A 22336-nucleotide genomic window follows, 5' to 3' on the forward strand; every position below is an offset into this window, starting at 1 on the left:
ATTAAAATAATAGTAAAAAATCCAGCAAGAGCACAATATGGCATCGCTTGAAATACTCACCACTTTTTTAATTACAACGTTTATTTTTGCTTATATTCCTGGCCCAGCAATGCTATATACCGCCGCACAAACTTTAGCAAAAGGGCAAAAATCTGGTTTCATGGCAACTTTAGGGCTTTTTATAGGAGGATGTGCTCATATCATAGCCGCCGCAGTCGGGCTCACAACACTATTTCATTTATTTCCAGTTCTATACACCATCATTAAAGTCCTTGGTGCATGTTGGTTAATCTGGTTAGGTATTAAACTCATCAAAGACACTCCAACATCCAACACGCTAAACACTGCTCAAGAAGAAATTGCAGGAAAAACACTCAAAGAAAGTATCTTGGTCGAAGTATTAAATCCTAAAACTGCGATTTTTTATCTCGCATTTTTACCTCAATTTATCAATAGTGCTTCTGAATCACCCGTCTGGCTACAATTTGTCCTTCTAGGTTTAATCGTTAATACAATTTTTATTTCTGCAGATCTTGTATGCGTTTTTCTGGCTGAATTCGTCATGAGAAAAATGAATAAATCCCAAAGTATCCAAAAAACTATGTCTATATTGGGTGGTTTAATCTTTATTTCTTTGGGCCTATTTCTGGTTTTGGGCCAACACTAAATCAGCTTATGCAAAGTAAACTTCATTCGCTGCCTTAAAGGTATTTACATGCAATGGCACTAAATCATCCAGTGCCTGATATCCCCCCGCCAACACAAACAACATCGGGATTTTCATTTTCTTGGCCATCTCAAAGACAATTCGATCACGTTCGAATAATAACTCCGTCGTAAACCATTTAGAGCCGTATTTATCATGTTGATGGCAGTCCATCCCCGCCTGATAAATAATCAAATCTGTATCCCAACGCGAAGCATATTGGAATGCCTCAAAGATCGCTTCGCGATATAAATCGAAATTGCCTTGTTTTGGATGGATATAACGCGTCAAACTACGGTCACCGGCCTTGCAACCAAAACGAATCCCAAAAATCCCAAAATTAATCAGATTGGTCATTCGATTGGTAAAAATCGCAGTACCATCCCCACCATGCTGGTCACAATCCAACACAAAAATCCGCTTCTCAGGATATTGCTTTGCGACCAGTGCCAAGCCATTGAACGTACAATAGGCTGCACCTGATTCATAACTGGCATGATGAAAGCCTTGGGCAATATTGGCAGCAATACCCTCTTTAAATGCAATCTCCGCACCCACCAATTGCCCAGCCTGTACTGCCAGAATTGCATCGCGAAGCTGTTCATTCCAAGGCTTAAACCCTTGTATGGTCGCAAAGGCAGACTGTCCCGATAAAAAAGCTTCAACATACTGTGGATTGTGCAGTTTCTTTAAGAGTTCAACATCAATGCTGCCTGGGTCTATCAATTCAACCATCTGTTGAGCACGTAATACATCGGCAACAGCAGTGAGTTTTTCCATACTATTGGTATGCGTTCGTGCAAAATAGCGTGGAGAGTAACAGGCTTTTAGCATGGATGTCCTATGTAAATCTGATCACGCGCAATTTCCATCAGCTGACTCAATTCGGTTGTATCTGGCCTAAATAATCCATTATCGACCTGTTGTTTAAAGTGATATCCAAATGCCCGAGCACGATTTTGTGGCGAAACAGCCAAGGTTGTTAAACGTAAAAACCAAAAACCATACATCTCGGCAATCGGGATCACATAGCCCTTATATTGTTTATTTTTATGTTTCGTCAGCTGTTCAATGTCATAGCTAGCTGAAAACAAACTGCCCGCAGGTAAACGAACACCATTCATCATCAAGGGTACTAAACTGATGCAAGAGTGATTATCCCCCATATTCAATTTTTCCATCATAATCGGTTGATCATGCTCATCCACAAAAATATTGATTTCACCCTGCCGTAATAAACGATGGTGTGCAATTCGCAAGAAGAATTTCTCTGCCATCGGGCAAGACCCTACTTTAGGTTTTTCCTCTAATGCGTGACATTCAATCATTTCAAGGTTTTCCGCATCTTGCGGTAGGATAATATCGCTGAGTAGCTGACAAATTAGTTGGCTCTCTTCGAGCTCAGCATATTGATGTATGGTTCTTAACTTGGCTTGAAACTCAACTTCCTGCTGTAAGCTCTGTGCAAAACTTTCTTGTGGGTTTATACGCTGCAAGCATTGTTGGACGTTTAAATTGGTATCCAAATTACGCCATGTTTCTAACTCTAAACCATAAGATGAGCTTTGATTAAGAATATTACGCAAAGCTTTGGTCTCGTATTCTTCAAAAATACGCAAATCCTGAAACCCAATTGGATCCCGAACTTGAGAAACAAACTCTGCAATAACACGCGTCGCTTGCGTATAACCACAACCCCGACGTTCTGTTTGATGGCTAAAATGCTCATTCAGCATTTCTGTAAGTTTGGCAGAGAGTGGATATAAATACTTTTTAAAGATAACGACCACTTCATGATCGATCAGCTCAGACATAATTCCCTCTCTTGTTCTTCAGATTTATCACTTTTCACCTATCGTAAAAAATCTGTATTTCTCTTTTTAAATCTAATCATTGAAATTATTTAGCTTTACTTCAATATTTTTATACGACTAAAGATAAATCATTAACTTATAAAACTTTTATCTCATCTTTATTGAAAATATGACACTTGTCAACGATAAAGATATCTATTGAAAGTGGCTGTCAAAATCTGCCCGAGAAAGTCATTATTCAGCGCTATAAATCAGTCGGAGTTTTGCACTGGATTGCATTTGCACTTACACTACTAATAGGCACTCATATGGGTACCCAAACTGCAATAACCTCACGAAACCAAACTTTAGGATTCGGCTATGCATTATAAGATTCATGCAATTGACGTAAAAAATGCCTTAAAAAACTATATTTGGTTATTGGAAGATACAGATACACAAGAAGTCGTTGCCATTGATCCAACAGAAGCTGGTTTAGTTACTGTTTTCTGTGAGCAACATGGTCTACAACTTAAACAAATCTGGCTGACGCATTGGCACCGCGATCACACTGGCGGTGTTGAAGGTTTACTCGCCGATCAGAATATAATGGTCTACGGTCCACGCGATGAATTGAGTAAAATTTCACTCATCTCCAACCCTTTACAAAATGACGATCATTTTCATTTTAATGATCTCAAAGTTGAAATTATTGCGACGCCAGGTCATACCCTTGGCCATATTACTTATTTTATTGAAAAAATAGAGACACTGTTTAGCGGTGATACCTTATTTGCAATGGGTTGTGGTCGTCTATTTGAAGGGACAGCGGAGCAAATGTATCACTCATTGAATCGGTTGGCTGCGCTACCTATTCAGACCAAAGTATACTGCACCCATGAATATACTCTTGCCAATGCAGAATTCGCCTTAACTGTTGAGCCACATAATGTCGCACTGCAACAGCGCATGCAACAAGTCAAAACGCTAAGAGAAGCAGATCAAATTACCCTTCCAAGTACGATCGAATTAGAGCTTGAAACCAACCCCTTCCTGCGAACTGAAAGTGCAGAAGAGTTTGCACGAATTCGTAGTTTGAAAGATCAATTTTAATTAAACCCCTTCGCTTCCACTGATTCATTTTCTACTTTCTCAACAAAGTGGAAAATGAAATCATTTTTTACATTTGATTCAAGAATATTTTCTCTAAAAATTGATTTTCACCACATTTATAAAAAATATTTTTTACAATAAATTCAAATAACTAATAAAAGTACAGATAAGATTTTATCTATAAAAATTACGCTAAATTTACATTACTTACATGTGGAAAAATAAATCTATGCAATCCCCCTTTAAAAAAATTTAACTGACCCTTATTAATAAATACATGTTCACAAGGAGATCTGTCATGAAAAACAGAGTTGTTAAAGCAAAAAACGTATTGGCTTTCCGTATTTGGTTAGAAAAATTAGGATATTCGGTTAAAAATCTGACAGATAACCGTGGTTTTACATTCAGCTTTAAAAAAGAATATGGTCTAGTCACATGTGACTTATCTGGTAATGCTTTAGCAATGCAGCTTGGCGAAGAATTCGAAGATCATTTAAAAGCATAATGACAATTTTTTCTAAACCTGAGGATTCCAAAGGGATTTGGAATCCTTGATTAATCGAAATAAGAATACTTCAAACTTTTCCTCCCTTTTAATTCTTCATTTTCTAACCATTTCATACAAAATCTTAGGGTCTGCTGATGTTTCACCTTACGAGCTATAGCTCTCATTGCGCCAGAGGATATTTTTTAGGCGATACAAGGCGAGTTTTGCGTAACTTAGTCTTCTAATTAAGCGAAACGTAACGTAGTAGCGGCAAAAAAAATCCCTGTCCTTGAGCTTCGCCTTGCGCTGCAATCAAAGCAGGGCTTTGCTCTTGCTCAGGGTTATTGGCTAAAGCTTCCCTAAACTGCGTTATGAAACTTGACAAGGGGACCGCCATTGCCAGCGTTTCATGCCTTGTTTATGTCGTTTTAACCAATAACTCAATGTATGGATGAAACTTCAGCAGCCCCTCTTGGAACAAACGCAATTTCCAAGTATCATTATGCCCAGTCGAGGGATGCTGCGACAATTGATCGGCACTAAAGATCAATTTGCCAGGCTCGACGATCGGTTAGACACTCGTTTTAACCAACAACGGCATCCGCGAACAGAATGATCCATACTATTTTTTCTAGGAGATCCTGATGAACGCGGTGAATGCTTCATTTACAGATTATAAAGTTGCTGATATTTCCCTTGCTGACTATGGTCGTAAAGAGATCAAACTTGCTGAAGCAGAAATGCCAGCTTTGATTGGCTTACGTAAGCGTTATTCAGCAGCTAAACCACTTGCTGGCGCAAAAATTTTGGGTTGTATCCACATGACAATCCAAACTGCTGTTCTTATTGAAACATTGGTTGAGCTTGGCGCAGAAGTGCGTTGGACCTCTTGCAATATCTTCTCTACTCAAGACCATGCTGCTGCTGCCATTGCTGCAAGCGGTGTTCCAGTTTTCGCTTGGAAAGGCGAAACAGAAGAAGAATATGTATGGTGCTTAGAGCAGCAGATCAATGTGAATGGTCAGCCTTGGGATGCCAACATGATCTTGGACGATGGCGGTGACTTAACTGCACTTGTTCATGACAAATACCCTGCGCTTTTAGAACGTATCCACGGGATTACTGAAGAAACGACAACAGGTGTACAACGTCTGTTGGAAATGTGGAAAGACGGCTCTCTTAAAGTGCCCGCAATCAATGTTAACGATTCGATCACTAAATCGAAAAATGACAACAAATACGGTTGCCGCCATTCATTAAACGATGCCATCAAACGTGCAACAGACATGTTACTTTCTGGTCGTCGTGCACTTGTAATTGGTTATGGTGACGTAGGTAAAGGTTCTGCGCAATCTTTACGTCAAGAAGGCATGATCGTACGTGTAACTGAAGTTGATCCAATCTGTGCAATGCAAGCATGCATGGATGGATACGAAGTTGTATCTCCATATAAAAATGGCGTACAAACTGGCAAAAAAGAAGACATTAACCAAGACTTATTGGGCAATACTGATCTTGTTGTGACCACAACTGGTAACTACCATGTATGTGATTCTGCAATGTTAGATAGCTTAAAAGCGGGTGCTGTGGTGTGTAATATCGGTCACTTTGATACAGAGATCGACACTGCATACTTACGTGGTTACAAGTGGGTTGAAGTGAAGCCACAAGTCCACCAAGTGTATCGTTCAGAAGACGAAAACAACTACCTTATCCTTCTTTCTGAAGGTCGTTTAGTGAATCTTGGTAATGCAACAGGCCACCCATCACGCGTGATGGACGGTTCTTTCGCCAACCAAGTCTTAGGTCAAATGCATTTATTCGCTGAAAAATTTGCTGACTTACCTGCTGAGCAAAAAAAAGCTGCGATTCGCGTAGAAGTACTTCCTAAGAAATTAGATGAAGAAGTTGCTGCTGCAATGGTGCTTGGCTTTGGTGGTGTGTTAACACAATTAACGCAAGTACAAGCAGATTACCTTGGCGTTCCTGTAGAAGGTCCGTTCAAATCTGACGCTTATAAATACTAAGAAAATCAGGGCAGACGTTTTACGGACTGCCCTTTTTTCTAAAATTCCAAGCGATTTTAAAAAGGATTTGAAATGACAAAACGTGTTCCTATTTCTTTTGAATTTTTCCCACCAAAAACTGATGCGGGCGCGGAAAAATTAAAAACTGTTCATCAAGAATTACAACAATTAAATCCAGAGTTTTTCTCGATTACCTATGGTGCGGGTGGCTCTACACGTGAACGTACTTTAGCTGCGATTAGTGACTTTAATGGCAAAGGTACACCCGTTGCGCCTCACCTCTCTTGTATTGGTGATGACAAAGCACGTATTGCTGAACTTTTAGATTTGTACAAATCTCAAGGGATTGATCGCATTGTCGCATTACGTGGTGACTTACCATCAGGTCAGGTTGGTCTAGGTGAATTACCCTACGCTCAAGACCTCGTGCGCTTTATCCGTCAACATTCAGGCGATCACTTCCATATTGAAGTGGCTGCGTATCCTGAAATGCACCCTCAAGCCGATACATTTGATGGTGACATTCAACGTTTTGTTGAAAAAGTGAATGCAGGCGCGAACGCAGGGATTACCCAATTTTTCTTCAATCCAGATGCGTATTTCTATTTCATCGAACGTATTGCCAAAGCTGGTGTGGATATTCCAGTTGCACCAGGTATCATGCCGATTACCAATGCAAGCAATTTAATCCGCTTTGCAGACGGCACAGGTGCAGAAGTTCCACGTTGGATCCGCAAACAACTGGCTGCTTATGGTGATGACAGTGCAAGTATCAAAGCATTCGGTCACGAAGTGATTGTAAATCTTTGCGAACGCCTGATTGCAGGTGGTGCACCTACCCTCCATTTTTATTCAATGAACCAAACTGAACCGACTCGACAACTGGTTGTCGATCTTGGTTTAAACTAATTTGTACGAGCACAACCCAAGCATGAATCGTTTTTATATCGAAACCGAATTAAATACTGGCAACACCATTGAATTAACCGAATCGGTATTTCATCACTGGGTCCGTGTGCTACGCGCAAAAGAACAAGAACAAGCCATCTTTTTCAATGGAAAAGGTGGCGAATACGTCGTAACACTGACTGAAATCAATAAGAAAAATGCCTTGGTTTCTGTTGATCAATTTGATCCAGCCGATCGTACTGCACCTTTCAAAGTTGTTTTAGGTCAAGTGATGAGTAAAGGCGATCGCATGGATTATGCGATTCAAAAAGCCACAGAATTGGGTGTTACAACGATTCAACTGTTGACCAGTGAACGCTGTGAAATGCGCTTAAAATACGACCGGGACCAGAAAAAATTAGATCACTGGCAATCTGTGGCAATAGCTGCTTGTGAGCAATGTGGTATGAACCGAGTTCCTCAAGTTTTAGCGCCAATCAGCTTAACGGAGTGGCTAAACTCAGAGTTACCGTCATCACGCTTTGTGCTGGCTCCAAACAAAGATCAAACGAATGTCTTACTGAACAGCCGACCAGACATTGCCCTACTAATCGGTCCAGAAGGTGGTCTGAGTGAAGCAGAAATTAATACTGCCAATCAGTATCAATTTAAAAACTGGTGTATCGGAGACCGTGTTCTAAGAACTGAAACAGCCCCAGTAGTTGCATTATCTATTTTAAATTACCACTTTGCATAGAAGTAATGTCGTGACATTGCTTTCTGCTATGTTTAGCGTTAATTTAAAATAAAACGTTGCTGTGTTTACAAAAAAACAAAGACTGTGAATATAGATAAAAAATGAAAAGGATTATTCTTTGTATGTTAGGGGCTCAGGAAAAAAATTTGCCACAGTTTATCTATACAGATCAAATCGATTATCCAAATCATGTACGCTTATTTGTATTAAGTGTCTTCTGTATTTGTCTGTTAGATTATGCCCTATTTGGTATTTTTTATTCATTTGAATCAAATATTTTCACGACTTGGATGAGTATTACCCTCATCCTTTTATTTAGTTTTACCTGTATCTGTCATTTCTTACTCAAACGCTACTCTTCAGTTCGCTACACCAAGCAAACCAACATCATTTTTCAAGTGATCTGTTTTTTTACTGGTTTACTGATTGGAGTGAATACGATTGTCATTAATCACTACTTGGCTGTCGATATCCCTCATTTGATTGGGTCACATATTTTGACCCTAACTGCGTTACTACTCACTGCATCTCATATCATTGCACTGACCTTTTTAACCCAACATATTCGTTATTTTTTCTTATTTTTTATTCCTAGTATTGCACCTTTAATCGCATCTCAAATTTTACATCGAGATCATGATCACACCCTGTTTTATCTTGCTTATTACTCTTCATTTTTCGCAACCGTACTCTGTGCTCAAGTCACTTATAAAATTCATAAACGCTTGGCCTTGGTTTTAGATAAAAATAAACAACTGATTGATGTCGCCGAGCAACATAACCAATGGACTGAAGAACTCTGTCAGCAATTACAGCGTGAAGTGAATAAATCCAAAGATATTGAAGCGCAACTGCAATTCAATAACCACCTGTTGGAACAAAAAGTTCGTGAACGTACATTCGACTTGACGCAAATGAATGAAAGCTTAGAAGAACATCGTCAGAACTTAAGCTTTGCCCATGAAACCGCAGGCATTCGTCCTTGGGACTGGAATCTTGAAAGCCATACCGTTGGAGTCACCAATGCACATAGTCAAGCAGTCACGCGCAATTCTGAAAACCATTACACCCTACTACATAAAATCATTCATCCAGATGATATCGAGCGGGTAAAAAACACCTTATATAATCATTTATGTGGCCAAACCAAGCGTTATGAAGAAACCTTCAGAATTAAACGCCACAATGGTGAATGGACCTGGATTCATGATGTTGGTCAGGTGATTCTAAGGGATCCAAAAGATGATACCCCTTTGCGAATGGTGGGTATTCATCGTGATATTAATCAGGAAAAGAAAGATCAAGAGCGCTTAAAACTTGCTGCCAGTGTATTTGAACAAGCTTCGGAAGGTATTTTTATTTTAGATGAAAACTTTAACTATGTTGAAGTGAATCCTAAATATGAACAACTCACAGGTCTTGATAAACAAGCAATCGTGAGTAAACCGTTATTTGAAATTACCAAACAAAATAAACAACACCACCATAATTTTCATTTATCGATTCTTGATACATTACGTGAAGAACAGGAATATGAGGGTGAATTTCAAGAGACCTATATTTCTGAAAAATCTTGTTTTTTGTGGATTCATATCAATGCAGTGAAAGATGAACAAGAACGCGTCATCAACTATATTGGTATCGTTTCCGATCAGACTGAACGTAAGCATCAAGAGCAACGTTTATCTTATCTAACCAATTACGATACGCTCACCGATCTTCCTAACCGTTTTTATTACCAACAGCAGTTGCATCAATATTTGGTCAATGAAGCTTCGATTCAACATTTAGCTGTCATTCGTTTAAATATCGATCGCTTCCGTGCACTGAATGAAATCATTAGCAACCAAGCGGGTAATGAGCTCCTTAAACAGGTGGCACAACGTTTACGCATTAGTAATATTGATGCCCTACTGGTCGCTCATTTAAGTGCAGATGACTTTGCAATTATTTATGAAATTTCACCACTGCATCCACCGATTCACCAATTGTGTAACAACATCGTTGAAGCGTTTAGCAAACCTTTTTATCTTGCAGATCAAGAGTACTTCGTAAGTATCTCAATCGGTGTCGCCATTTATCCAGAACATGGCCGTCAAGTCGATAATTTAAATACCCATGCGGAACAAGCACTTACCGAAGCTAAGCGTTTAGGTGGTAATACGATTCGTTACTACTCCAATGAAAGAGCGAGTTTTGTTGCGAAATATACAGATTTAGAACTCGATCTCAGAAAAGCCATTCAGAATAACGAGCTGGTTGTGTACTATCAGCCAAAGATTCATGCACATAATCATCAAATTAATGGTTTTGAAGCCCTAATCCGTTGGAAGCATCCAACCAAAGGGCTCATCATGCCAAGCATTTTCATTCCTTTAGCGGAAAGTACCAGCCTGATTTCTGATATTGGACAGCTCGTTTTACATGAAGCGGCTAAGCAACTACAAACGTGGCAAAAGCTTGGTTTTAACAATATTAATATTGCAGTCAATATTGTGGCACAGCAAATTTTACGCGGCCAACTGCTGCATGATATTGATGCTGTGTTAAATACGTATGAGATCTCAGGAAAAAACCTTGAACTCGAAATTACTGAATCGGCCTTTATCGAAAACACCGAGAATGTCAAAACCGTGTTGTGTGCCATTAAAGAACGTCAGATTTCGATCGCACTGGATGACTTCGGTACAGGCTACTCTTCTCTTGCTTACCTCACCGAATATCCAATTGACATTTTAAAAATTGATCGTGCTTTTATCTCTAAAATTGGTAATGCAAAACAAGATGCGATAGTTAATGCCATGATTGCCATGGGTAAAACCATTGGCCTAAAAGTTGTGGCTGAAGGTGTTGAAACAGAACAGCAATATGAATATTTGAAACGACAAAATTGCGACATATTACAGGGTTACTTATTTTCACAACCGCTCACGGCCGCCCATGCGACAGAATACCTGCAAAAACAAAAGCAGCAGTCAACTGCAAGATATTCCATTTAAACGTGAATTTTAACCTTTTCTGCTATTTATTTTTCGCTGAATAGCAACTGTCAAGAAGCATGCAGTTCAGTGAAAATAAGCTTTTTTGACTGTGCGAAAGCATGAACTAGTGCTATATTCTTGTGCACTTATCTTAATATCGTAATTAGACAGCTATATGTCTGATTATTATCGGAACAAACGAGACTCAGATGGACGATCAATCTTTAAAACAAGCCGCTTTGTATTACCATGAATTTCCAACCCCAGGAAAAATCAGTGTGACACCTAGCAAGCAGCTCGTTAACCAACGAGATTTAGCGCTTGCCTACTCACCTGGTGTTGCTGCGCCATGTTTGGAAATCGAACGTGACCCTTCTGCCGCTGCCAAATATACAGCGCGCGGTAATCTGGTTGCCGTCGTGAGTAATGGTACAGCCGTGCTTGGTTTGGGAAATATTGGTCCGCTCGCGTCTAAACCTGTAATGGAAGGTAAAGGCGTTCTGTTCAAAAAGTTCGCTGGTGTTGATGTCTTTGATATCGAAATTGATGAAAATGATCCAGACAAGATCGTAGATATCGTTGCTGCATTAGAGCCGACTTTTGGTGGTATCAACTTAGAAGATATCAAGGCGCCAGAATGTTTCTACATCGAGAAGAAACTTCGCGAACGTATGAAAATTCCTGTATTCCATGATGACCAACATGGGACCAGTATTATTGTCGGTTCAGCGTTACTCAATGCTTTGCAACTGGTCAATAAAAAAATTGACGAAATTAAAATCGTTGCATCAGGTGCCGGTGCTGCAGCACTTTCGTGCTTAGATTTGCTTTGCGCTTTAGGCGTGAATAAAGCCAATATCGTTGTTGCCGATTCTCGCGGACTGCTCACTACATCACGTGAAGGTTTAGATGAATCGAAAAAGCGTTATGTACAAGACATTCAAGCAACACAATTGCATGAAGTGATGGCTGGTGCAGATATGTTCCTCGGCCTTTCAGCAGCGGGCATCTTAACCAAAGAAATGGTTAAGGAAATGGCTGAAAATCCAATTATTTTTGCACTTGCAAACCCAGATCCCGAAATTCTACCTGAACATGCGCACGAAGTACGTCCAGATGCAATCATGGCAACGGGCCGTTCAGACTATCCTAACCAAGTGAACAACGCACTTTGCTTCCCTTATATCTTCCGTGGTGCACTGGATGTTGGTGCAACAACGATTAATGAAGAAATGAAGATTGCCTGTGTACATGCAATTGCACGCATGGCACATGTGGAAGCAGATGCTGCAACCTATGGTGAAAAATCTGCGTCATTTGGTCGCGACTATTTGATCCCTCGCCCACTTGATCAACGTTTGATTTTAGAAATTGCTCCTGCTGTTGCGAAAGCAGCTATGGATTCGGGCGTTGCGACTCGTCCGATCGAAGATTTTTCTGCGTATCGTCAACGCCTTTCTGAGTTTGTTTATAACTCAGCGTTCTTGATGAAACCAATCTTCTCTCAAGCGAAAACAGACCCTAAACGTATTGCCTATGCTGAAGGTGAAGATCAGCGTGTATTACGTGCAGTTCAGATTGTGGTTGATGAAGGCTTAGCGAAACCAATTCTGATTGGTCGTACTGCTGTGATTGAAGACAACATCAAAAAGTTGGGTTTACGTTTACAGCATGGCGTGAATATTGAAATCGTCGATCAGGAAAAGAATCCATCTTATGATGATTTCTGGAAAGAATACCATCAAATCATGCAACGCAAAGGCGTAACAGTTGAATATGCGCAACGTGAAGCACGTCGCCGCTCAACACTCATCGCAGCGATGTTAGTTAAATTTGGTAAAGCCGATGGTATGTTGTGTGGTACTTACTCAAGCTATGATATTCATTTAGATTTCGTGAAAAACGTGATTGGCCTAAAAGAAGGTCGTAGCACGTTCTTCACGCTAAATGCATTAATGCTTGAAGATCGCAATTTATTTATTGCAGATACTTATGTAAATACCAATCCAACTGCGACTCAACTTGCTGAAATGACCATTTTGGCTGCGGAAGAAGTTCGTCGTTTCGGTATTACACCACGTGTCGCACTACTTTCTCACTCAAGTTTTGGTAGCGACCAGAATGACCCAAGCGCACAAAAAATGCGTGAAGTCTATCGTCTGCTTTCAGAGCAGGCACCTGAGTTAGAAGTTGAAGGTGAAATGCATGGTGATGCAGCATTAGATGAAAATATTCGTCATTTTGCATTCCCAAATTCACGTTTCAAAGGTTCAGCAAACTTGTTGATTATGCCGAATCTAGATTCAGCGAATATTTCATTCAACTTGTTAAAAGCAACTTCTGGTAATAATGTGACGATTGGACCTATTTTATTGGGTGCTGCAAAACCTGTTCATATTCTGACACCTACAGCAACAACGCGTCGTTTGGTGAATATGACCGCATTAACGGTTGCCGAAATTCAGCAAAGCCAAAACTAAGTTCACTTAAGCCTCGCTTTTCTTGAAAAGCTTCGCTTAACCCTTGAGAAAACCTCTATTCTGTAGCATGATTGTGTGAAGAATAGAGGTTTTTTCATGCAAGTTTATTTAGTAGGCGGTGCTGTCCGAGATCATTTACTCGGCCATCCCTATCACGAAAAAGATTATGTGGTGGTTGGAGCAACGCCCGAGCAATTACTCGCCGAAGGCTATCAACCCGTGGGAAAAGATTTCCCTGTATTTCTACATCCAATAACAAAAGAAGAATATGCACTTGCACGTACTGAACGTAAATCAGGCGTTGGTTATCACGGTTTTCAATTTTTTACCGATACCACGGTTAAGTTAGAAGAAGATCTGATCCGCCGTGATTTAACCATTAATGCGATGGCAATGGATGATGCAGGTACTATCTATGACCCCTATGGCGGAAAAGACGATTTAGATCAAAAAATTCTACGCCATGTTTCAGATGCATTTACCGAAGATCCTCTGCGCGTACTTCGTGTAGCGCGTTTTGCTGCTCGTTATGCAAACTATGGCTTTAAAATCGCAGATGAAACCCTACAATTAATGCAGAAAATTGCCCAATCTGGCGAGCTTGATGCATTAACACCTGAACGTGTCTGGAAAGAAACCTCTCGTGCATTGCTGGAAGATCATGCTGATGTCTACTTTCAAACACTCAAAGATTGCGATGCATTGCAAATTTTATTTCCAGAGATTGATGCTCTTTTCGGTGTACCACAACGTCCTGAATATCATCCTGAGATTGATTGTGGCATCCACACCCTCATGGCGCTTAAACAGGCCTGTTTAGCGAAATATGCGCTGGATGTGCGTTTTGCTGTGCTTGTGCATGATCTTGGCAAGGCACTCACCCCTGTGGACGAACTACCACGCCATATCATGCATGAAGAACGTGGTCTCCAGCCTGTAACGGATCTGTGTGATCGTTTAAGAGTTCCAACGCATTTAAAAAGTCTGGCTTTGATCGTATGCAAAGAGCATTTAAAATGTCATCAAGTGAAAAATCTAAAGCCAGGCACTTTATGGCGTCTTTTACAACGTTTAGATGTATTGCGTCGACCTGAAAAAGTTGAAGCCTTTGTTCAGGCCTGTGAGTGTGATGCCAAAGGTCGTTTAGGTTTAGAACACCGCCCTTATCCCCAAGCACAATACATGCTAGACGCAATGCAAATCGTCAGAAATATTCGTGCACAGGATTTACCTGAACATGTGACTGGTCCAGAAATTGGTGAAATGCTGATTCAGTATCGCATTGAAGCACTCGCTAAATTTAAAGATCTGCACAATAACTGATTAATTTTTAAGTAAATTAAGTCTTTTTTGTACAGATTCACTTATCTATACGCCAAAAAGATTATTAATCAAGCAAACGATTAATTTTATTTACTATTGTTGTTGACGCATCCGCTTTTCATGCCTAAAATGCGCATCAGATTCTCCAATAGCTCAGTCGGTAGAGCGACGGACTGTTAATCCGCAGGTCCCTGGTTCGAGCCCAGGTTGGAGAGCCAATCTACTATTCTCCCATAGCTCAGTCGGTAGAGCGACGGACTGTTAATCCGCAGGTCCCTGGTTCGAGCCCAGGTGGGAGAGCCAAGATTCTAAAAAGCCCTGATCATTGATCGGGGCTTTTTTATTAATCAACAACAAAAATGCCGCATAAAAAAAGCTCCTGATCAACAGAAGCTTTTTATCTCTTAATTCAACTTAGGCAGTGACCTGTGCTGGTACACCGCTATGAAAACGGAACATATCATCTGGACTTGAAATCAGATTCTTTTCCACTTCACGAATATGCTCAATGCGTTGCTGGATCGTCTCTTCTGGATCTTTGAGTTTTGCAGTTTTTGCAACGTCCAAAGCCAGTGCTAAATAGTCCTCAAAATGGCGAGATTCCGACTTAAGCAAATAGCGGTAGTATCGCCCTAGTTCATCGTCCACAATCGGTGCCAGCGCATAGAAACGCTCACAAGAGCGTGCTTCTACAAATGCACCAATAATCATGACATCAATCAACGCCTCAGGCTCATAAGTGCGAATTTCTTTACGCAATTCACCTGCGTAACGTCCCGCACTTAAGCCCTTCCACTCTTGTCCACGTTTGGTCATGAACTCTAAAACCTGCTCATAATGCAGCATTTCTTCACGCACCAATTGTGCCAATTTCACTTGCAGGTCTGTAAAGAAACTATAGCGGAACATCAAGTTCATTGCTGTACTCGCCGCTTTTTTCTCACAGTTGGCATGGTCTTGCATTAATACATCAAGATTATTAATGGCTTCATCCAACCATGCCTGAGGAGTCGCACAACCTAAAAATGCGATGACAGGTTGCATTAACTCATCATAATTTACACTACTCATCAACTTATCTCGCAGCAGCCTGAATCGCTGCTTTCATCTCTTTTACTGCTTGAGACAAACCCACAAATACACTGTCAGCAATAATCGAATGCCCAATGTTTAATTCATGAATTTGTGGAATTGCTGCAATCGCAGCAACATTATCTAGATTCAAACCATGCCCAGCATTCACAACCAAACCTTTTGCCGCTGCATATTCCGCACCTTTGATAATACGGGCTAATTCAGCTTGCTGTTGTGCATCCGTTTCCGCATCTGCATAAGCACCCGTATGGATTTCAATGGTTGGTGCACCACATGCCACCGCTGCATCAATCTGTGCTAAATCTGCATCGATAAACAAAGACACATCGCTACCCATGGCTTTGAGTGCTTGGGTCGCCGCTTTGACTTTCTCAAAATGACCTACCACATCCAAACCACCTTCGGTGGTCACTTCTTGACGTCGCTCGGGTACAAAGCACACATGTTGTGGCTGAATCTCTTTGGCAAATGCAACCATTTCATCTGTTACTGCCAATTCTAGATTCATACGTGTTTTTAATAATGGACGCATACGGCGTACATCATCATCTTGTATATGACGGCGATCTTCACGTAAGTGCAAAGTAATACCCTCAGCACCGGCTTCTTCACAAACCAAAGCAGCCTGAACTGGATCAGGGTAAGTTGTACCACGTGCCTGTCTTAATGTCGCAACATGATCAATGTTTACACCCAAGATTGCAGCCATAAAAATATCCTATTATTTACCCTTCTTTTTGCATCATCAATACATCAAGAAGATCAAGTTTGTGTATTTTGAATCCAAAGTTGACGGCTTTTCAGCGGTCGATCACCCAGCAAAGAGCTAATCATTTGACGGTATAGTTTACCCAATAATTGCAACTGTTCGGGAGAAAAATCCTGTCCATCTTCATAACTTTGCATTGAACCAAGTAAATTGCCCGCCAAGGTCGCACGTGATGCTTTTGCAACAGGTAAAAAACCATCGTTCAGCTGGAAATGATAATGTTGAGACGGTTGAACCGCTTGCTGATTTGCATCAACCGAAAAGTCAATTGCATAACCAAGCTCTTGCAGTAAAGCATGCTCAAATTGACGGAGAATTTGTCTCAGAAATAATGCCGCTTGCTCATGTGAAGCAAGTTGTTGTAATTGCAATAATATCAATTGATATTGTTCAAAGGTTTGCGGCATGGCCTCTTCTAATGGGCATAACCGTAATAAAATTTCATTTAAATAAAAACCAGCAAAAAATGCATCGCCATGAAAAAACACAGGTTGATTCAGGATTTCTAATTTTGTGAAATTTTTAAGTTCTGACTTACCAGAAGCTTGCAGACGAATAGGTTGGTATTGCGGCGGTGGGACCTGTCTTAGAATCCCATCCACCCGACCATATTCTTGTGTAAATAAATGCACAATATGGCTTTTTTCACGATATTTACGATGATGAATCAAATAACCATGCAGGACTTCATTACGCATCATAGAACGAGACTAGTCCTTCTTTTTCTCATCCTTTTCATCATCGCCATCAGGAATCACCGCACCAACAACAGCAGCCGTTCCTTTAACAACACCTTTGGTGGTCTTATAAGCAACTTTAACAGGTACAGTCACAAGCTTGTGAATACAGCCTTGCAACATAAAAATGCATGTCACGATTGCGAGTACACGGATTGTTATTTTCATACCTGTTTCCATTGTCAGCAAGACAGTTAAATATCGCTATAACCTAAGCTTTTAAGTGCACGTTCATCATCAGACCAACCACCTTTGACTTTCACCCAAAGCGTTAGCATGATTTTTTGTTCAAACATTTTTTCCATGTCTGCACGTGCATCCATACCAATACTTTTTAGCTTCGCACCTTTGTCACCAATTACAATGGCTTTTTGACCTTGGCGCTCTACAAAAATGGTCGCATCAATATACGTACAAGGTGGCTTTAAACGACCTGTTTTTTCATTTACAGCCGCTTCTTCAGTTTTGAATGATTCAATCTGAACCGTTAAATCGTACGGAAGCTCTTCACCCAACTGACGCATAATTTTCTCACGAATGATTTCACTCGCAAGGAAACGCTCAGAACGATCGGTAATCTGATCTAATGAATATAAAGGTGGTTGATACGGCAGATACTTTTCAATGGTATCGCGCAAATGATCTAGGTTTGCACCACGCAATGCCGAAACTGGAACAATTTCAGCAAAATTCATGAGCTTTGCACGCTCTCGAATCAGCGGTAAAGCTTCATTTTTATTTTCAAAGGTATCTAGCTTATTGATCACGAGGATCACAGGCATATCTGCATTTTTAAGCTTTTCCAAAACCAATTCATCGTTTTGAGTCCACTTTTGTGCATCAACCACAAATAAAACCAGATTCACATCGCGCAATGCTGAATGTGCAGCACGATTCATCATCTTATTGATGGCACGCACTTCTTTTTTATGCATCCCAGGGGTATCTACGAATACAGCCTGTGATTTCTCACGTGAATCAATCCCCACGATCTTATGACGTGTGGTTTGTGGCTTACGTGAAGTAATTGATAGTTTTTGACCCAAGATATGGTTCATCAAAGTTGACTTGCCCACATTTGGACGACCAACGATTGCAACAAAACCGCTTTTGAAATCTGAAGGAATTGTGCTTCCTTGAGAACTAAAAAATTGATCAACTACATTATTGCCATCTTGCTGTTCAGTTGCTTCTGGCTTATTTTCTTCTGAATGAGACATCAGGTTATTGCTCCAATAATTTTAAAATCTCTGCCGCTGCCGTTTGTTCGGCAAAACGACGACTTGAGCCCTCGCCTATAAATTTTGGCAATCCCGCTACATCACATTCCACTTTGAAATGTTGATTCGGGGCATCACCCTGAATATCTACAACCTCGTAAACTGGGAGAGGTTTTTTACGTGCTTGTAAATACTCTTGCAAACGTGATTTAGGGTCTTTCAGTTGATCTGTCGGTTCGATATGATCAAGATATGGTTCATACCATTTTAACACAATGCGCTCTAGCAAGTTGAGATCATTACTGTCTAAATAAATAGCACCAATAATAGCTTCAACCGTATCAGCCAAAATCGATTCACGGTGATGTCCACCCGATTTTAACTCACCTGTGCTTAAAATTAATGACCGACTCAATTGTAAGTCATTTGCAATTTTCCCCAATGCTTCCTGTCGAACCAAAGTCGCACGCATACGTGTTAAGCGACCTTCATTTTCTAGCGGATAGGCATTGTACAAATAATTTGCAACGATCATCCCTAATAATGCATCGCCTAGAAATTCTAGGCGTTCATAATTATGTTTATGGCTGACCGAGCGATGGGTCAAAGCCAGCTTTAACAAATCAAACTGTTTAAACTGGTGACCTATTCGCCCTTGCAGCCGTGTATCATTGAGCTTGTTTTGCAGATTTTTGGTCAAAAGTCTTCTCAAAGGTCATCACTAAACTGATATTCAGCATGAAAGGCTTACGTATTTCATACTTCTTCATCACGACAAGATCATCTTTATAAGTCACTTGCGCAATATCTTTAAAATATAGATCACGAATTCCATTCATTTCGAAACGTTGATCCATCTGAGATGCAAACTTACTCGGTGTAATATTTGCAGGACTATCTTTTAATAGCCCCTCAATTTGAGTATTAATCAATTTGTCATCCCAATATGCTGGCCAAATCGCAATTGCTGCTTTCACAGCAACTGCAAATAAGACCACCCCAAATAAAATTGCAATATACGAAGTCCCTTGTTGAGATTTACGCATCTGTCTATTTCCTATCTATTTTTATTAGTCAATCTTACCATTTCGGTTGAAACTTGGAAGATTAAAACCAGGTTCTTTATGCATCCATACATAAAAAGCACGACCTGTTAGGTTCGCTTCAGGTACAAAGCCCCAAAAACGACTATCTGCACTTTGATCCCGGTTATCACCCATTGCAAAGTATTGTCCCTTTGGCACTGTTACTTCCCAATCTTGACCGTTACTTTGGATAAATACATCATTCTCTTTTGCGACAAATGGCACCAAAGCTTCAGCACCTCTCAATTGCGCAAACTGGAATTGCTCAACTAAAGGATTACGCCCCTCCAAGTAACGAACCAAATGCTGGTGTTCACCCAAGGTTTCTTTGAAATAAAGTGCTGTCGGTGTATCTTGCTGGTCTTTCTCACGCGAGTATTGTGTTTCTACCTTTGCGACTTGCTGACCATTAATGATCAATTGACCATTTTTGAATTGAACATGGTCACCTGGCACACCCACCACACGTTTAATATAGCTAATCGTGGGTTGTGGCGGATAACGGAATACAATCACTTCACCACGTTTTGGTTCGCCTACATCAACGATTTTAGCGTTTACGATTGGTAAACGTACACCATAATCAAACTTATTCACCAAGATAAAGTCACCCGTTTCTAAAGTCGGGACCATAGAATCTGATGGGATATTAAATGGTTCATATAAGAAAGAACGCAGCACCAGCACAACAGCCAACACAGGCCAAAAGTCGTAAGCCCATGTAATAACAAAGTTCTCTTGATTACGTCCTCGTGTTGCACGCTGTTTCAATACCAACTTATCCAGTAACCACACCAAAAAGAAAATCAGTGTTGCTGGTACCAGAATCAAGTTAAAATCAAAATCCACAAACCCTCTCTTGCAGTTTCACTGCCCGTCGTTCGACTGGGTAAAGCGGCATGCTTCCCCAGCCTGATCTTTTTTATCGATCAACTTTCAATACAGCTAAGAATGCTTCTTGTGGGATCTCGACACTTCCCACTTGCTTCATACGTTTCTTACCTTCTTTTTGTTTCGAAAGAAGTTTCTTCTTACGTGAAACGTCACCACCATAACATTTTGCCAATACGTTTTTGCGCATCGCTTTTACAGTAGAACGTGCAATGATTTGCGCGCCAATTGCGGCCTGAATCGCAACATCATACATTTGACGAGGGATCAGATCTTTCATCTTCTCAACCAATGCAATACCACGATGACGTGCATCTTGACGGTGACAGATCATTGCCAAGGCATCAACCTTCTCGCTATTAATTAGAACATCAACCTTAACCAGAGCTGAACTCTCGAAACGGACAAAGTTGTAATCCAGCGAAGCAAAACCACGCGAGCATGATTTTAATTTATCAAAGAAATCCATGACCACTTCAGCCATTGGAATTTCAAAAGTGATTGATACTTGGTTACCCAAGAATTTCATATCTTTTTGAATACCACGACGTTCGATACATAAGGTCATGACATTGCCTAAATACTCTTGTGGTACAAGGATATGACATTCAGCAATAGGTTCACGCAAATCTTCAACCGTTGAGCCATCTGGCATTTTTGAAGGGCTGTCGATATAAATGATATCGCCTTTCTTGGTTAATGCTTCATAAATAACAGTCGGTGCAGAACTGATCAAATCAAGATCATACTCACGCTCTAAACGTTCTTGTACGATTTCCATGTGCAGCATACCTAAGAAGCCACAACGGAAACCAAAACCTAAAGCATCTGAACTCTCAGGTTCAAAGAATAATGCAGAGTCATTGATCTGTAATTTTTGCAGTGCTTCACGGAACGGTTCAAAGTCACTTGAATCAATCGGGAACAGACCCGCATAGACCTGAGGTTTAACCTTTTTAAAACCTGGTAAAATTGCAACATCTGGTGTATTCGAAAGTGTAATGGTATCGCCTACTGGCGCACCAAAAATATCTTTGATACCCGCAATAACGAAACCAACCTCACCCGCTTCGAGGATGTCAGTTTCGGTATGCTTTGGATTGAATACACCCACTGAAGTCACAGGATGTGTTTGTCCTGTTGATTTCACTAACATCTTGTCGCCCTTGCGGATACGACCTTGTTTAATACGGACAAGCGATACAACACCAAGGTAGTTATCAAACCATGAGTCAATAATTAAGGCTTGTAACGGCGCATCACGATCACCTTCTGGCGCAGGAATCACATCCACCAAACGCTCTAGAACACCTTCAACACCTAAACCAGTTTTTGCTGAACAGGTTGGTGCATCTGTCGCTTCAATCCCGATAATTTCTTCAATCTCGTGGATTACACGCTCAGGCTCAGCTTGTGGTAAATCAATCTTGTTCAAGATTGGTAAAACTTCTAAGCCCTGTTCAATCGCGGTATAACAGTTTGCAACTGACTGCGCTTCTACACCTTGAGCAGCATCAACCACCAACAGCGCACCTTCACAGGCAGCGAGAGAGCGCGAGACCTCATAAGAAAAGTCAACGTGCCCTGGAGTATCAATGAAATTCAATTGATATTCTTGACCATTTGGATGCGTGTAATACAAGGTTACCGATGCAGCTTTAATGGTAATCCCACGCTCACGCTCAAGCTCCATAGAGTCTAATACTTGAGCCTGCATCTCACGATCTTGTAAACCGCCGCACATTTGAATAAAACGGTCCGCCAAAGTCGACTTACCATGGTCAATATGAGCAATGATCGAGAAATTGCGTATATTTTTGATATCTACGGATTTTTTAGCTTGCGCCATGGGTTACCTTAATAATATGTACACAACAATGTACTCAATTAAAAAATTGCTTCTTGCTGTGGAAAAAAATGTACGAAAAGTTCGGCACAGTATAAGCAGATCATTGTTAAAAATATAGTGTTAAAAGTATGTCTA

General features: G+C 40.6%; 21 protein-coding genes and 2 tRNA genes. 11 read left to right on the forward strand and 12 right to left on the reverse strand.

Features of this window, described 5'->3' with window-relative positions; genetic code table 11:
* The first annotated feature begins 37 nt into the window (after positions 1 to 37).
* A complete protein-coding gene (locus A7P55_RS02830) occupies positions 38 to 667 on the forward strand; it encodes a LysE family translocator (RefSeq protein ID WP_171551047.1) in 630 nt (209 codons plus the stop codon).
* 6 nt (positions 668 to 673) lie between these two features.
* Here the strand turns inward: A7P55_RS02830 and A7P55_RS02835 are convergent, their stop codons facing one another.
* Positions 674 to 1540, reverse strand: coding sequence for a histone deacetylase (locus A7P55_RS02835; protein ID WP_171551048.1), 867 nt, complete (start codon positions 1538 to 1540; stop codon positions 674 to 676).
* Entirely contained in the window at positions 1534 to 2520 is a 987-nt protein-coding gene (locus A7P55_RS02840; RefSeq protein ID WP_171551049.1) for a hypothetical protein, read from the reverse strand. Before A7P55_RS02840 ends, A7P55_RS02835 begins: the two co-directional genes overlap by 7 nt.
* A 360-nt stretch (positions 2521 to 2880) precedes the next feature.
* On the opposite strand from A7P55_RS02840, the gene gloB reads away from it, so the two are divergent.
* Both gloB and A7P55_RS02850 read left to right on the forward strand, forming a co-directional pair.
* Positions 2881 to 3612, forward strand: a complete 732-nt coding sequence (gloB, locus tag A7P55_RS02845) for a hydroxyacylglutathione hydrolase (RefSeq protein WP_171551050.1) — start codon at positions 2881 to 2883, stop codon at positions 3610 to 3612.
* Positions 3613 to 3910: 298 nt separating this feature from the next.
* Positions 3911 to 4117 (forward strand): hypothetical protein, encoded by a 207-nt coding sequence (locus tag A7P55_RS02850; protein ID WP_004654498.1) that lies wholly within the window; start codon positions 3911 to 3913, stop codon positions 4115 to 4117.
* A gap of 223 nt (positions 4118 to 4340) precedes the next feature.
* On the opposite strand, the gene A7P55_RS02855 is transcribed toward A7P55_RS02850, so the two are convergent.
* Positions 4341 to 4484: a hypothetical protein gene (locus A7P55_RS02855; protein ID WP_171551051.1), complete on the reverse strand. Its 144-nt coding sequence runs from the start codon at positions 4482 to 4484 to the stop codon at positions 4341 to 4343.
* A 259-nt stretch (positions 4485 to 4743) separates the two neighbouring features.
* On the opposite strand from A7P55_RS02855, the gene ahcY reads away from it, so the two are divergent.
* The 8 genes from ahcY to A7P55_RS02895 all read left to right on the forward strand — a co-directional run bounded on the left by ahcY (position 4744) and on the right by A7P55_RS02895 (position 14858).
* A complete protein-coding gene (ahcY, locus tag A7P55_RS02860) occupies positions 4744 to 6126 on the forward strand; it encodes an adenosylhomocysteinase (RefSeq protein ID WP_171551052.1) in 1383 nt (460 codons plus the stop codon).
* 72 nt (positions 6127 to 6198) lie between these two features.
* Entirely contained in the window at positions 6199 to 7035 is an 837-nt protein-coding gene (gene metF / locus A7P55_RS02865; RefSeq protein WP_171551053.1) for a methylenetetrahydrofolate reductase [NAD(P)H], read from the forward strand.
* Between the two features lie 22 nt (positions 7036 to 7057).
* The gene (locus tag A7P55_RS02870) at positions 7058 to 7771 is read left to right on the forward strand and encodes a 16S rRNA (uracil(1498)-N(3))-methyltransferase (RefSeq protein WP_171551054.1); all 714 of its coding nucleotides are present in this window, start codon (positions 7058 to 7060) and stop codon (positions 7769 to 7771) included.
* Positions 7772 to 7893: 122 nt separating this feature from the next.
* Entirely contained in the window at positions 7894 to 10770 is a 2877-nt protein-coding gene (locus A7P55_RS02875; RefSeq protein ID WP_171551055.1) for an EAL domain-containing protein, read from the forward strand.
* A 191-nt stretch (positions 10771 to 10961) separates the two neighbouring features.
* On the forward strand, positions 10962 to 13232 hold the full coding sequence (locus tag A7P55_RS02880) for an NADP-dependent malic enzyme (RefSeq protein WP_171551056.1): 2271 nt from the start codon (positions 10962 to 10964) through the stop codon (positions 13230 to 13232).
* A 96-nt stretch (positions 13233 to 13328) separates the two neighbouring features.
* Positions 13329 to 14555 carry a multifunctional CCA addition/repair protein gene (locus A7P55_RS02885; RefSeq protein ID WP_171551057.1) on the forward strand — a complete coding sequence of 409 codons (1227 nt, stop codon included), beginning with the start codon at positions 13329 to 13331 and terminating at the stop codon, positions 14553 to 14555.
* Between the two features lie 142 nt (positions 14556 to 14697).
* A tRNA-Asn gene (locus A7P55_RS02890) sits at positions 14698 to 14773 on the forward strand.
* A gap of 9 nt (positions 14774 to 14782) precedes the next feature.
* A tRNA-Asn gene (locus A7P55_RS02895) sits at positions 14783 to 14858 on the forward strand.
* Positions 14859 to 14969: 111 nt separating this feature from the next.
* Here the strand turns inward: A7P55_RS02895 and A7P55_RS02900 are convergent.
* From A7P55_RS02900 to lepA, 9 genes are all read right to left on the reverse strand, one after another.
* A complete protein-coding gene (locus tag A7P55_RS02900) occupies positions 14970 to 15626 on the reverse strand; it encodes a tRNA-(ms[2]io[6]A)-hydroxylase (RefSeq protein WP_171551058.1) in 657 nt (218 codons plus the stop codon).
* Positions 15627 to 15630: 4 nt separating this feature from the next.
* On the reverse strand, positions 15631 to 16359 hold the full coding sequence (pdxJ, locus tag A7P55_RS02905) for a pyridoxine 5'-phosphate synthase (protein ID WP_171551059.1): 729 nt from the start codon (positions 16357 to 16359) through the stop codon (positions 15631 to 15633).
* Positions 16360 to 16412: 53 nt separating this feature from the next.
* On the reverse strand, positions 16413 to 17120 hold the full coding sequence (locus tag A7P55_RS02910; protein WP_171551060.1) for a DNA repair protein RecO C-terminal domain-containing protein: 708 nt from the start codon (positions 17118 to 17120) through the stop codon (positions 16413 to 16415).
* A 9-nt stretch (positions 17121 to 17129) separates the two neighbouring features.
* Complete coding sequence (locus A7P55_RS02915) at positions 17130 to 17324, reverse strand: NF038104 family lipoprotein (RefSeq protein ID WP_171551061.1); 195 nt, start codon at positions 17322 to 17324, stop codon at positions 17130 to 17132.
* Between the two features lie 26 nt (positions 17325 to 17350).
* On the reverse strand, positions 17351 to 18376 hold the full coding sequence (gene era, locus A7P55_RS02920) for a GTPase Era (protein WP_005189893.1): 1026 nt from the start codon (positions 18374 to 18376) through the stop codon (positions 17351 to 17353).
* Positions 18377 to 18380: 4 nt separating this feature from the next.
* Positions 18381 to 19076: a ribonuclease III gene (gene rnc, locus A7P55_RS02925; protein ID WP_171551062.1), complete on the reverse strand. Its 696-nt coding sequence runs from the start codon at positions 19074 to 19076 to the stop codon at positions 18381 to 18383.
* Entirely contained in the window at positions 19045 to 19422 is a 378-nt protein-coding gene (locus A7P55_RS02930) for a DUF4845 domain-containing protein (protein ID WP_171551063.1), read from the reverse strand. The genes rnc and A7P55_RS02930 overlap by 32 nt, the downstream gene beginning before the upstream one ends.
* A 24-nt stretch (positions 19423 to 19446) precedes the next feature.
* Positions 19447 to 20310 carry a signal peptidase I gene (gene lepB, locus A7P55_RS02935; protein WP_171551064.1) on the reverse strand — a complete coding sequence of 288 codons (864 nt, stop codon included), beginning with the start codon at positions 20308 to 20310 and terminating at the stop codon, positions 19447 to 19449.
* A gap of 73 nt (positions 20311 to 20383) precedes the next feature.
* Entirely contained in the window at positions 20384 to 22201 is a 1818-nt protein-coding gene (gene lepA / locus A7P55_RS02940; RefSeq protein ID WP_171551065.1) for a translation elongation factor 4, read from the reverse strand.
* Between the last annotated feature and the right edge of the window lie 135 nt (positions 22202 to 22336).

The organism is Acinetobacter sp. Ac_5812 (assembly GCF_013072695.1).
Taxonomy (GTDB): domain Bacteria; phylum Pseudomonadota; class Gammaproteobacteria; order Pseudomonadales; family Moraxellaceae; genus Acinetobacter.